A 12,933-nucleotide genomic window follows, 5' to 3' on the forward strand; every position below is an offset into this window, starting at 1 on the left:
ATGAAAAAACACGAAGGCTTTACTTTGATTGAAGTGATAATAGTAGTTGGAATAATAGGGTTTTTATCAGCTCTTGCATATCCTTCTTACGTTAATTACCTTTACAAAGGCTCGCGTGCAGAGGCAATGACTTCTCTTTTAGACATCGCAAGTAGGCAAGAGCAGTTTTTCGCAGATAACCATAGATATACGTCAGCACTAAGTGATTTGGGAGTGTCAGATAAAAGCGATTCGGGGCTATTTACTCTTACGCTTACTTCTGACGGAACTGCATTTTCTGTAACAGCTAGTCCGCTTGATTATCCTGCCACAAAAGACCCTGAATGCTCCAGTTTTAAGATTGATGATTTGGGTCAAAAAACATCAAGCGGTTCAGGTGGCGATGCAACCTGCTGGAACAGGTAAAATGTTATTCTGACTCAGGATGGAAGATGTTAAATAAAAAGCACCCAGCGGGGTGCTTTTTTGTGTTACTCGAACATGTTGGCATTATTTAATTTTAAAGGGAGAATATACTGTTAATGAATTATTAGTGCTTCAATTAATAGGAGTTTTGTGCGCTATAAATCAGGAGTTGTACACCTATCAGAGTCTCGAATACGCACTCGACCTACTTGACTAACTGTGATTTGGTTACCAGTTAGACGAGGGTAAGTTTTATTACAGTAAATGAAGCTGCCTGATTGCATAAAACTGATTGAACCATTTGGTCTATATGTTATGGCTTGGCGAGGGTAGGAAAGCTCATCGTTAATATTGATTTTATCTAGGACTTTTATTATTTGTTCGTTTTCATCCAAAGATAAATTCGCGTTTAAATCGTTAAAAGTAAAAATTTTATTGTTCCAACTTTTTGTACAGCTTCCAGATATAAGGGGACAAGTTGTCACATAGGTTGAATTAGATACTGCCACAGCTCTAGCTAAATGCATCGTTTTTAAAATAGTATACATTGAACTATCTAGGCGGTTTTGGGCTGCAACGCGAGATAAATTAGGTAGAGTAAGACTTGCTAATGTGCCGATTAAAGCAACTGACACTAATACCTCTACAAGGGAATAACCATCCGTATAATGCTTCATCCTTGAAGCCTTAATAAATATTAAATTGTATCTACAAGGGTAGTATAATTATACGGTGCCGCAAGTTAATACATTACGTCCTAATTTCCAAGTATTACCCGATAAACTTATTTGAAGTGCTGACGTATTGTCATTGTTTCCATTTGGGCAAATTACAAACTGATGTTCTTGGTTTACTCTACCTTGACCATCAATGGTAATTGCAGTAGTGCCTTTACCTTGAATCACATTGTCGAGAGAGTTGGGCAATGACATAGTTCTAATCAGAAGATCTGTATCTGTATTCAAGTTAAAATCTTGTTCTTTATCAACAAAAGCAACTATTGGATTGTTCTTCCAATCAGAAGAGCAACCCCCTCCGCCATTCGGGTTTGCTATAGGGCAAATTACGACAAACTCATCTGTAGTTGTAGCTTTTGCTCGAGCGTATTTGATTGTTCTGCTAAATTCGGTAATAAAATTATCGGCACGATCTGATTCCATGACTGAGCCTAAATTCGGTAGTGCTATTGCTGCTACTATGCCTAAAATAGCAACAGCGATCATGACTTCAAGTAACGTGACACCTTGTTGTACATATTTCATATTTTGTACCTCCTTTAGTAATTATACGCTTTTGAAAAATCCAGACTAGTAGATTGTATAATTCTTTTAGAACAGTTATTTATATTGATGAAAATAATTACCAATATGTCTATAAGTAAATACCTTGAATTGATTAGTTAACGCGATAGAATGGTGGCATTAAGCATATTGGAAACATATCTATGAAAAAAATAGAAGCAATCATCAAACCATTTAAACTCGATGACGTTCGTGAAGCGCTGTCAGAAATCGGCATCACAGGTATGACGGTATGCGAGGTGAAAGGTTTTGGTAGGCAAAAAGGGCATACCGAACTGTATCGCGGCGCCGAGTACATGGTGGACTTTTTACCGAAAGTAAAATTAGATATTGTACTTGCCGATGAAGATGTAGACCGTGCCGTTGATGTTATTGTAGAAACGGCGCAAACAGGCAAAATTGGTGATGGTAAGATATTCGTTTCTGATATTGAGCGCGTGGTACGTATTCGTACAAAAGAAGAAGACGAAGCTGCTATATAAACTTATTTTTTTAAGCTTTTAAACATAAAAAAGGGGCTGAACTAGCCCCTTTTTTGCATACCAAGTGCACGTTTATTTGTTTGCATCTAGCACGGCTTGTGCATTATTTTTTAACTCACTCAGCCCAAGCTTATCGTAGCTTTTTACCATTAGCTCAAGGGCTTGTTTGGTATAACTGCTTTTTGAAAAGTGCTCTACTACATACTTACAGCGGTTTGCCGCCGCAAGGTATGCCTCACGATCATAATAATAGTTTGCCACTTTTAGCTCGTAACGTGCCATTTTATTAAGCAGCCACGCCATGCGTTTTTTGGCTTCGGTAGTGTATTTACTGTCAGGGTAATTTTTAACAAGCGTAGCAAAATCTTCGTATGCGATTCGTGTGCGCTTGGTGTCGCGATCAGCGCGATCAATACCAAAATACTCTTGGAATGCGTTTTCATGAGCTTTAATATTTACTAAACCACGCATGTAATACATGTAATCTAAATCTTTGTGATTTGGGTTTAATTTAATAAAACGGTCAATGGTTGCCGTAGCCTGTTCGGTATTATTTGATTGATAATAGGCGTAAATAAGGTCCATCTGAACTTGTTTTGATAGCGGTCCAAATGGGTAGCGTGAGTCAATCGCGCTTAGTAACTCGATTGCGCGTACATATAAACCTGAATCAAGCGTTTCTTTGGCATCTTGATAAAGTGCCTGTGGCGATTTATTCGGAACTCTTTGAATGTCTTCTTCGTCCGGCGCTGAAGAACATGCTGATAACACTGAGATTGCAAGCGCTAGCGCTAATGAACGTTTACTAAGCGAACGCTTCCCAACTACGTTTGTCATTAAAATACACCTTTTTATTATCTTGTTTGGGATTCCACCCTAGGCTCAGTCAGCAAAACCGAGTAAACTATGCATATTAGCGATTCTAACCGAGTAAGCAATAGCTTGCATTGGATTTTACATAATTAAGCGGAACAATGGCAGAGCAAATTACATTATCAGCTGAAGTACCAATTGAACTGGGCGGTAAACGTCTAGACCAAGTTTTAGCAAAAATGTTCCCAGATTATTCGCGTTCGCGAATTAAAAACTGGATCCTCGACAATATGGTAAAGGTCGATGGTGAGGTACGTAACGTGCCGCGTGAAAAATTAATGGGATATGAGCAGATTGAAATCCATGCTGAACTCGAAACCGAAGTGGTGTTTGAAGCACAACAAATCGACCTCGATAAAGTGTATGAAGACGATCATATTTTAGTTGTTAACAAACCTGCCGGCTTAGTTGTGCACCCCGGTGCCGGCAACCCTGATGGCACTATGCTTAACGCGTTGCTGCACGATTATCCTGATATCGACTCTGTACCGCGTGCCGGTATTGTGCATCGTCTTGATAAAGACACCACGGGTTTGATGGTGATAGCTAAAACAGTACCAGCACAGACCCATTTAGTTGCTAACTTGCAAGCAAGACGCAACTTTACGCGTGAATACGAGGCGATTTGTAATGGCACAATGACCGCAGGTGGCATGGTAGATGCGCCAATTGGTCGTCACCATACAAAACGTACGCACATGGCGGTAACTGAATTTGGCAAACCTGCTGTAACGCATTACCGTGTGGCAGAAAAATTCAGAGCGCACACGCGCTTACGTTTGCGACTTGAAACCGGACGTACGCACCAAATCCGTGTGCATATGGCGCACTTAAATCATGCTTTGATTGGTGATCCGCTATATCACGGCAGACCTCGTCCGCCTAAAAATGCGACTCCAGAGTTTATTGAAGTGCTTCGCAACTTTAAACGTCAAGCACTACACGCGGTAAAATTGGAGCTTGAACATCCAATTACCGGTGAATTGATGAGTTGGCAAGCGCCGATTCCAGACGATATGAAGTTATTAAAAGAAGCGCTTCGTCAAGATACCAAAGCTAACCCTAATATTGGGTACTAGTGGACACGCTTGTAGCAAAGTGGCAAGTACCGAACAGGGTGATTGCCTTTTCCACAACACGACAAGGCGGCGTTTCAAAAGCGCCGTTTGCGTCGTTAAATCTGGCGCAGCACGTAAATGACAACCCGCTAGATGTAGCAGAAAACCGCAAACGTTTAACAGCCCTGTTACCACAAGCCCCTTTTTGGTTATCGCAAACGCACAGTGTTCGCGTGGTGTGTGTTGATGCGCAAACTGATGCAAATCAATTGTATGACGCTGATGCACTTTACACGCAACAGGTGAATCAACCTTTGGCGATTATGACGGCAGATTGCTTGCCTGTATTTGTGTGCTCAAAGCAGGGTGATGAAGTGGCGGTAATTCATGCCGGTTGGCGTGGCTTATTAAATGGCGTGATTGAAAATACATTCAATTGTTTTAAATCGAGCCAATTGATTGCGTATTTAGGTGCAGCAATTGGACCGCAAAAATTTGAAGTAGGTGATGACGTAAAGAGTGCGTTTTGTAACAAGAATGAAGGCGCTATTAGCTGTTTTCAGCCGATTGATGGCAAGCCTAATAAGTACCTTGCGAATATTTATCAGTTGGCACGTATTGTACTTGAAAAGCAAGGTGTTAGCTCAATATCAGGTGGTGAATACTGCACCGTCACGCAACAAAATTTATTTTTTTCCTACCGTCGCGACGGCGTCACTGGTCGTAATGCACACATAATTTATATTGCTGATTGACCTTACTTTTTGTGTAATTATTTTTAACCTATTTTTACCTTTCTCTTGATCTTAAAAAAATTTATACCCATTTATAATTACAGTTAAGTTTTTTAAGGGTATCAAGCATGCGATTAGATCGTTTTACTAGCAAATTTCAAGCTGCACTTGCTGATGCGCAATCATTGGCACTAGGCCGCGACCATCAGTTTATTGAGCCAATTCATTTAATGTATAGCTTGCTTACGCAAACCGGTTCAAGCGTACGAGCATTGTTGGCACAAGCAGGTGTTAATGCCGATGAAATGATGACCAAAGTGTCTGCGGAAATCGACAAGTTATTTAAAGTTGACGGTGTGGGCGGTGATGTTCAGTTGTCACATAATATGGCTAACTTGCTGAACTTATGTGATAAGTACGCACAAAAACGCAAAGACTCCTATATTTCTAGCGAGATCTTCATTTTAGTTGCCTGTGAAGATAAAGGGCCGCTGGGCACTTTATTTAAGCAATTTGGTTTAACGCAAAACAAGATTGAAACCGCAATAAGCGCGATTCGTGGTGGCCAAAAAGTTGATAGCCCAAATGCCGAAGATACCCGCCAAGCGCTTGAGAAATTTACCGTAGATTTAACTGAACGCGCCGAGTTAGGTAAACTTGATCCTGTAATAGGTCGCGATGAAGAAATTCGCCGTACGATTCAAGTATTACAGCGCCGTACTAAAAATAACCCCGTACTCATTGGTGAACCAGGGGTGGGTAAAACGGCGATTGCGGAAGGGCTCGCACAACGTATTATTAATGGTGAAGTGCCTGAAGGGCTGAAAAATAAGCGTGTATTATCACTCGATATGGGCGCGCTTGTAGCCGGTGCAAAGTACCGCGGTGAATTTGAAGAACGTCTCAAGTCAGTTCTCAACGAACTTGCCAAAGAAGAAGGGCAGGTTATTCTATTTATTGACGAAATCCATACTATGGTGGGAGCTGGTAAAAGTGATGGTGCAATGGATGCCGGTAATATGCTTAAGCCTGCGCTTGCTCGTGGTGAGCTTCATTGTGTCGGTGCGACAACACTTGATGAGTATCGTCAGTACATTGAAAAAGATGCAGCGTTGGAACGCCGCTTCCAAAAAGTATTGGTTGAAGAACCAAGCGTAGAAGACACCATAGCGATTTTACGTGGATTAAAAGAGCGCTACGAACTGCATCATACGGTAGAAATCACTGACCCTGCGATTGTTGCTGCGGCAACACTTTCTCATCGTTATATCAGCGACCGTCAATTGCCAGATAAAGCGATAGATTTGATTGATGAAGCGGGTTCACATATCCGCATGCAAATTGACTCAAAACCTGAAGAGTTAGATCGATTAGAGCGAAAAATTATTCAGTTAAAGCTTGAAGATAACGCGTTAGCAAAAGAGACTGACGACGCATCAAAGTCGCGTCAGGCAGATATTCAGGCACAGATCAAACAACTTGATAGCCAGTACAATGAATTAGATGAAGTGTGGAATGCGGAAAAAGCATCGCTGCAGGGCACGCAAGTAATCAAAACTGAGTTAGAACAAGCGCGATTAGATTTAGAAGTGGCAAGACGTGCTGGCGATTTACAGCGCATGAGTGAATTGCAATATGGTCGTATCCCTGAGTTAGAGCGCAAACTTGATTTAGCTTCGCAAGCCGAAATGCAGGATATGAGCTTACTCGTTAACAAAGTTGGTGAAAACGAAATTGCTGAGATCCTCTCTCGTTGGACTGGTATTCCGGTAGCGAAAATGCTGCAAGGTGAACGCGATAAACTACTTTCAATGGAAGCAAAACTGCACGAGAAAGTAGTGGGGCAAGATGAAGCTGTGGTGGCGGTGTCAAATGCGATACGTCGCTCGCGCGCAGGCTTGGCAGACCCCAATCGTCCAATTGGCTCGTTTTTATTCTTAGGCCCAACAGGGGTTGGTAAAACCGAGCTGACGAAAGCGCTTGCCAACTTTATGTTCGATACAGAAGAAGCTATGGTGCGCATTGATATGTCTGAGTTTATGGAAAAACACTCAGTCGCGCGCTTGGTAGGAGCACCTCCAGGTTATGTGGGCTATGAAGAAGGTGGCTATCTAACCGAAGCGGTTCGTCGTAAGCCGTATTCAGTTGTATTGCTTGATGAAGTTGAAAAAGCGCATCCTGATGTTTTCAATATCTTGCTGCAAGTGCTTGATGATGGTCGTTTAACTGATGGGCAAGGGCGCACTATCGACTTCAAGAATACGGTGATTATTATGACCTCCAACTTAGGTTCAGATGTGATCCAAGAGCAAGCAAGTAATAACGATTACCAAGGACTTAAAAACACTTTGATGTCGGTGATTGGTCAGCACTTTAGGCCTGAATTTATTAACCGTATTGATGAAACAGTGGTATTCCATCCGTTAGCACAAGCGCACATTGAAAATATTGCGAAGATCCAATTGCAACGCCTTGAACAACGTTTGCAAGATAATGGATATCAGCTTGAACTTACGGATGCGGCGCTGGCTAAAATTGCAGAAGCGGGCTTTGATCCAGTGTTTGGCGCACGTCCATTAAAACGTGCCATTCAGCAAACCATTGAAAATCCATTAGCACAAACGCTGTTATCGGGTGAGTTCAAAGCGGGAAGTTGTTTTGTTGTTGATTGTCATGACGGTGAAATAGCCATTGCTTCAAAGTAAAACATAACAAAGAAAAAACCACCCAATTGGGTGGTTTTTTTATTCGCAAAATGCTTTTATACGCTGTTGTGCTTGTTTTTTGTATTTATCTTTAGCACTACCTGAAATAGTCACTTCTTGGCCGTTTTCATCAACCTGACTAACTTGGTCGTAATTCTCTAATACGCTTAAATTATGTTTTGCGTTTTCACAGTATTCTTTTTTACGTGCAATCAGTGGATCTGCTTTATCTGAAGCTGTATCGCTACCGAGTTCTAGTTTTCGTTTTTCGGCACCAAACGACGTATGATCTTTTAGCTCAAATGAGCGAACACCACTTTTGTGCGATGGTTCTACATATGAAAAATGGGCAATGCCTTTTTCATCAACCCAACTATAAACGGTTAACTGTTTCGCATCGGCCTTGGCGATGAAGCAGCTAAGGGCTGTTAGTAGCAGGGTTATGACAGTAAACCTGTACATAGTTTAACTTTCCTTTGACTAAATATAATGTAACTATAGCGCAAGCTTTTGGCTAAGGCTACTGCCTTTTTAAGCGCTGGTTATCTACCTAAGCTACTAATCTCATTATTCTTTTAGGTAGAGTAAATAATCTTGTACTAATGCTATTAAAATCTAGTTACGAATAATTTTACCATCGCACCTTGAGGTATCGTAATGTTGACCATACATTGTTAAGATATTGAAAAAGCGACCACCTTACTAGGACTCGCGGTGAGAGGACTGAATTTTTGAAAACAGTGTCAATAGATTCGATACTAAGTACCTTATCTGAACAAGGCTCAGCGAGCGTATTAAAGGGTATCAAACGAGGTGTCGAGCGAGAGTGTTTACGTATAGATAAGCACCGTCTTGCAAAAACGTCACATCATAATGCGCTTGGCAGCGCGCTAACGCATCCATATATCACAACCGATTTTTCCGAGTCTTTACTTGAATTTATTACGCCTGCCTGTAGTGATATCGAGCAAACACTTGCGCAGCTTGAAGATATTCATAAATTTACGCTAGCAAACATTGATGGCGAAGAGTTGTGGCCGTTGAGCATGCCTTGCTTTATTGAAGATCAGGATGAAATTCGATTAGCAGACTATGGCAGTTCAAACGTCGGTAAAATGAAGACTTTGTATCGCCAAGGGTTGAAAAATCGTTACGGCAGCATGATGCAAGCAATTGCCGGTGTGCATTTTAACTTATCGTTTCCTGAAGCGTTTTGGACACAGTTGCAGCAAATTGAAGGCAACAGCAATAAATTAAGTGATTATATTTCAGGTAAATACTTTTCGTTGATTCGAAATTTCAAACGAGAGTTGTGGCTGATCAGCTATTTATTTGGCGCATCTCCAGCATTGTGCAGTTCGTTCTTAGGTGGACGTAAAACTAATTTACCATTTGAGTCATTAGGTAAAGGCACATTATATTTACCTTATGCTACGTCATTGCGATTAGGTGATTTAGGTTACACCAACAGTGCGCAGTCAAGCTTGCGTGTTACCTACAACAGTCTTGAAGAATATTTAGAGGGCTTTAAGCAAGCGATTTCAATGACTTCTGATTTGTATCAGCAGTTTGGCGATTACCGCGACGAACCAGCAAAGCAGCTTAATCAAAATATTTTGCAAATTGAAAATGAGTTTTACTCACCGATCCGACCAAAGCGAAACGCGCAATCGGGGCAAACGCCAAGCGAAGCACTCGCTGAAGGTGGAGTAGAGTACATTGAAGTGCGAGCACTTGATGTTAACCCGTTTTCTGAAGTTGGGATCAGCAAAGAACAGATTCAGTTTTTAGATGTATTCTTACTTTATTGTGCAATCAAACCAGCACAGGACCTTGCGTGGCAAGAACAAGTAGAAACCCAGGCAAACTTAGATCTTGTTGTTAATCAAGGACGTGAGCCTGGATTAGCATTGTCTAATAAAGGCAAAGCGCATTTACTCAGTGATTGGGCTGGCGATATTTTCACTGAGCTTAAGAAAATTGCGAAACTCTTTGACGAGGCATTTGGTACTCAAGAGTATAGCGCGGTGATTAGCAAGCTTGAACAATCTGTTGCAAACCCTGAATTGACTTATTCAGGACAGTTCTTAGCGCATTTGCTGGAACAGCAAGAAGATAATGGTTATTACGCGCTAAAACTGGCAAGTGAATATAAACAGAATACGCTTGGCAAAGGCTATCAAGTATTTGATCAAGCCTTGTTTGAACGTGAAGCAGTGGCATCACACAACAAGCAAAAAGAAATAGAGGCCAGCGATACGCAAAGCTTTGTTAAGTTCTTAGATGATTATTTTAAGTAATAAAAAACGCGGCTAAATGGCCGCGTTTCACTTTCAGGGATGAAACAATGTGTTTTGCTTAATAATTGAGATAGGGTTTTGACACAAAAGTTCAAAATTATTATGAAAAAAATTATCCCACTTGTACTTACCGCCACATTAGCCGGTTGTGCCACGCCACCACCGCAAAACCCGAATAACCTATGTGATATATTTTTTGAACATCGAGATTGGTATTTTGATGCCAAAGATGCGCAAGAAAAATGGGGAGCGCCAAAGCACTTACTGATGAGTATGATGTTTCAGGAAAGCTCTTTTAAGCATAATGCAGCGCCTCCAATGGAATACTTCCTCGGCTTTATTCCAACGGGTAGGGCGAGCTCTGCTTACGGATATTCACAGGCAAAAACACCAACATGGAATGATTATGTAAGTAAAAGTGGCAATAGCGGCGCAGACAGAGACGATTTTGCCGACGCTATCGATTTTATGGGCTGGTTTGTTTACAACACTCATAAAATAAATGGTGTATCGAAGTGGGATGCATACGGGCAATATTTAAATTACCATGAAGGGTGGGGCGGCTATCGCCGTGGTACCTACAAGAAAAAAGCATGGTTAATGAAAACGGCGCAAAAGGTGAAAGTGCGTACCGGTAATTATGGTGTGCAGCTTAAAAAGTGCGAAGATGATTTAAATAAAAATTGGCTACAACGTTTGTTTAGTTAACAAGAAGTTTTAGCCTTCAGACAACAGGTTTTAGACTATTACTAAAACCTGCTTTTAATTTCTGCTGAAACCTGAAACCTGAAACCTGAAACCTGAAACCTGAAACCTGAAACCTGAAACCTGAAACTCTTAGTTCTTATACTCAGGCATAATTCTCGCCAGCTTGATGGTGTTTTCATTTACCTCAACAATTTCGATAGGGTAGCCTGAAATACGCATACTGACTTTTTCGCTTGGAATATCTTCTAAAAACTCGATAATTAAACCGCTTAAGGTCTTCGGGCCATCGGTCGGAAAATCCCAATCCATTTCTTTATTGAGGTCGCGCACGTTGGCACTGCCATCAACTAAGAATGAACCATCTTGTTGCGGGTGCACGTTTTCACTCAGTGTTGGTGTCATGCTGGTGGTAAAATCACCCACTACTTCTTCAAGAATATCTTCTAGGGTTACGAGGCCTTGAATATCTCCGTATTCGTCTACCACAATACCAATACGCTCTTTTGCTTGCTGAAACTTAAGTAGCTGTACGTTTAACGACGTACCTTCTGGAATGTAGTAGATTTCACGTACTGCGCGAAGCAAAGTCGCTTTCGTAAATTGCTCTTTAGTCAGTAAACGTAGCGCGTCGCGAGCGTGAATAAAGCCAACTGTGTCGTCAATATTTTCACGGTATAGCAAAACACGGGTATGTTGTGCATGGGTAAGCTGACGCATAATCAGCTTCCAATCGTCGTTTACATCAATCGCCACAATTTCGTTGCGAGGAACCATTACGTCTTCAACTTTTACTTGCTCAAGGTCAAGAATCGATACCAACATATTTTGGTGACGTTCAGGTAATAAAGCAGCGGATTCGTTCACTACTGTTTTAAGTTCTTCTTTACTTAAACTGTGTTCTTCAATTTGCTCAGGACTAATGCCAAACAGTTTTAAAATACCATTGGTTATAAGGTTTACTAAAATAACCAGCGGGTAGAGTAACTTGAGTAAAAAGTTAAGAATAAATGAACTTGGAAAGGCCACTTTCTCAGGATACAGTGCTGCTAATGTTTTTGGCGTTACCTCAGCAAAAATCAAAATGACAAAGGTTAAACCAAAAGTGGCAACGGCAATACCGATTACGTCACCAAATAAGCGAATACCGATAATAGTTGCAACAGATGATGCCGCAATATTAACAAGGTTATTGCCAATTAGGATTAACCCTATCAGTCTATCTGGACGTTGTAACAGCTTGCTAACCCGTTTGGCGCCTTTATGGTGTTCTTTTTCAAGGTGTCGTAAACGATATTTGTTTAGCGACATCATGCCCGTTTCTGAGCTAGAGAAATAAGCTGAAAGTAGTATCAATACACCAAGAATGATGAATAAAGTACTCGTCGATATGGCGTCCAATGAGGGATCCTTTAAAAACTGTCGAAAGAGTATTAACTCTTAGTTGAGGTGATTAGTCAAGTGCTCTATTTGTATAAGCTAATTCGTACCAAAGGTACTAAAACTTACCCAAAATAATTTCTTGAACAAAGCGGCTACCAAAATACGCAAGCGTAAGTAATGTTGCCGCGCAAATTGTCGTAATTACACTGCTTTTGCCGCGCCAGCCACGGTACTTGTGGCCCCACGCAACAGTGACAAATAACGCCCAGGCAAGTAACGATAATACTGTTTTATGGATATAGCCTTTATCAAACATATTATCGATAAATAAAAAGCCTGTTGCGAGGGCAAATGTAAGTAGCAACGAGCCCATTGAAACCAGGTGGAATAACTGCCTTTCTACCAGCATTAAAGGCGGTAAGTGACTGGTCACTATCGACATGTCTTTTTGCTTTAAACGGCGATTAATAAAGTAAAATTGAATTGCGTATAAAGTCGCAATAATCAGCACGCAGTAGGCCATAAAGGCAAGCGAAATATGCGACACCAATCCGAATTCAAAATTAACCGATTGCAAAATAACATGATGCGGAATAAATAAACTGGCGATTAATAAAATTGCGGCAAAGCCATACACAACCGGCAGTAATAAGGTGGCAGGAAAGCGCAAGGAAACGGTCGTTACCGACACCACAATTAGCCAACATATTAATAGTGCAACGTTGGCAAAGCTGAGGTCTTGCCCGCTTTCAGTGAAAATCGAATTAACAATCACAGCAAGGTGCAACAAAATAGCAACAGTGCTAAGCAACAAAGTCTTCTTTTGATTTGGGCCTTGCTTATCAAATAACTTACTCACCACATGCATAGTGGAAAGGCTATAAAACAGACTCGCAATTACAGTTAAAACAATTAAATTCATGACTTTGTTTAAAATCGGTTTCGATTAAAATTTTTACCTCATTGTATTTTATCAATCGCTAAAAG

General features: G+C 41.0%; 13 protein-coding genes. 7 read left to right on the forward strand and 6 right to left on the reverse strand.

The window, feature by feature from the left end; translation table 11 throughout:
• Nucleotides 1–405 carry a type IV pilin protein gene (locus PSPO_RS04375; RefSeq protein WP_010560644.1) on the forward strand — a complete coding sequence of 135 codons (405 nt, stop codon included), beginning with the start codon at nt 1–3 and terminating at the stop codon, nt 403–405.
• A gap of 155 nt (nt 406–560) precedes the next feature.
• Here the strand turns inward: PSPO_RS04375 and PSPO_RS04380 are convergent, their stop codons facing one another.
• A complete protein-coding gene (locus tag PSPO_RS04380) occupies nt 561–1,082 on the reverse strand; it encodes a GspH/FimT family pseudopilin (RefSeq protein WP_010560643.1) in 522 nt (173 codons plus the stop codon).
• A 48-nt stretch (nt 1,083–1,130) separates the two neighbouring features.
• On the reverse strand, nt 1,131–1,667 hold the full coding sequence (locus PSPO_RS04385; protein WP_010560642.1) for a GspH/FimT family pseudopilin: 537 nt from the start codon (nt 1,665–1,667) through the stop codon (nt 1,131–1,133).
• A gap of 182 nt (nt 1,668–1,849) precedes the next feature.
• On the opposite strand from PSPO_RS04385, the gene glnB reads away from it, so the two are divergent.
• Nucleotides 1,850–2,188, forward strand: coding sequence for a nitrogen regulatory protein P-II (gene glnB / locus PSPO_RS04390; protein ID WP_010560641.1), 339 nt, complete (start codon nt 1,850–1,852; stop codon nt 2,186–2,188).
• Between the two features lie 72 nt (nt 2,189–2,260).
• Here glnB and PSPO_RS04395 read toward each other — a convergent pair whose 3' ends face one another.
• A complete protein-coding gene (locus PSPO_RS04395; protein WP_010560640.1) occupies nt 2,261–3,025 on the reverse strand; it encodes an outer membrane protein assembly factor BamD in 765 nt (254 codons plus the stop codon).
• A 137-nt stretch (nt 3,026–3,162) separates the two neighbouring features.
• Between PSPO_RS04395 and rluD the strand changes: the two genes are divergently transcribed.
• The 3 genes from rluD to clpB all read left to right on the forward strand — a co-directional run bounded on the left by rluD (nt 3,163) and on the right by clpB (nt 7,558).
• On the forward strand, nt 3,163–4,140 hold the full coding sequence (rluD, locus tag PSPO_RS04400) for a 23S rRNA pseudouridine(1911/1915/1917) synthase RluD (protein ID WP_010560639.1): 978 nt from the start codon (nt 3,163–3,165) through the stop codon (nt 4,138–4,140).
• Nucleotides 4,140–4,874: a peptidoglycan editing factor PgeF gene (pgeF, locus tag PSPO_RS04405; RefSeq protein WP_010560638.1), complete on the forward strand. Its 735-nt coding sequence runs from the start codon at nt 4,140–4,142 to the stop codon at nt 4,872–4,874. Before rluD ends, pgeF begins: the two co-directional genes overlap by 1 nt.
• 107 nt (nt 4,875–4,981) lie before the next feature.
• Nucleotides 4,982–7,558 (forward strand): ATP-dependent chaperone ClpB, encoded by a 2,577-nt coding sequence (gene clpB / locus PSPO_RS04410; protein ID WP_010560637.1) that lies wholly within the window; start codon nt 4,982–4,984, stop codon nt 7,556–7,558.
• Nucleotides 7,559–7,597: 39 nt separating this feature from the next.
• Here the strand turns inward: clpB and PSPO_RS04415 are convergent, their stop codons facing one another.
• Nucleotides 7,598–8,020, reverse strand: a complete 423-nt coding sequence (locus PSPO_RS04415; RefSeq protein ID WP_010560636.1) for a hypothetical protein — start codon at nt 8,018–8,020, stop codon at nt 7,598–7,600.
• 269 nt (nt 8,021–8,289) lie between these two features.
• On the opposite strand from PSPO_RS04415, the gene gshA reads away from it, so the two are divergent.
• Both gshA and PSPO_RS04425 read left to right on the forward strand, forming a co-directional pair.
• Nucleotides 8,290–9,858, forward strand: a complete 1,569-nt coding sequence (gene gshA / locus PSPO_RS04420) for a glutamate--cysteine ligase (RefSeq protein WP_010560635.1) — start codon at nt 8,290–8,292, stop codon at nt 9,856–9,858.
• A 102-nt stretch (nt 9,859–9,960) separates the two neighbouring features.
• A complete protein-coding gene (locus PSPO_RS04425; protein ID WP_010560634.1) occupies nt 9,961–10,566 on the forward strand; it encodes a transglycosylase SLT domain-containing protein in 606 nt (201 codons plus the stop codon).
• Nucleotides 10,567–10,695: 129 nt separating this feature from the next.
• On the opposite strand, the gene PSPO_RS04430 is transcribed toward PSPO_RS04425, so the two are convergent.
• Both PSPO_RS04430 and PSPO_RS04435 read right to left on the reverse strand, forming a co-directional pair.
• Entirely contained in the window at nt 10,696–11,964 is a 1,269-nt protein-coding gene (locus PSPO_RS04430; RefSeq protein ID WP_010560633.1) for an HlyC/CorC family transporter, read from the reverse strand.
• A 97-nt stretch (nt 11,965–12,061) separates the two neighbouring features.
• Nucleotides 12,062–12,868, reverse strand: coding sequence for a cytochrome C assembly family protein (locus PSPO_RS04435; protein WP_010560632.1), 807 nt, complete (start codon nt 12,866–12,868; stop codon nt 12,062–12,064).
• Between the last annotated feature and the right edge of the window lie 65 nt (nt 12,869–12,933).

This window comes from Pseudoalteromonas spongiae UST010723-006, assembly GCF_000238255.3.
In the GTDB taxonomy this organism is placed as follows: Bacteria; Pseudomonadota; Gammaproteobacteria; order Enterobacterales; family Alteromonadaceae; genus Pseudoalteromonas; species Pseudoalteromonas spongiae.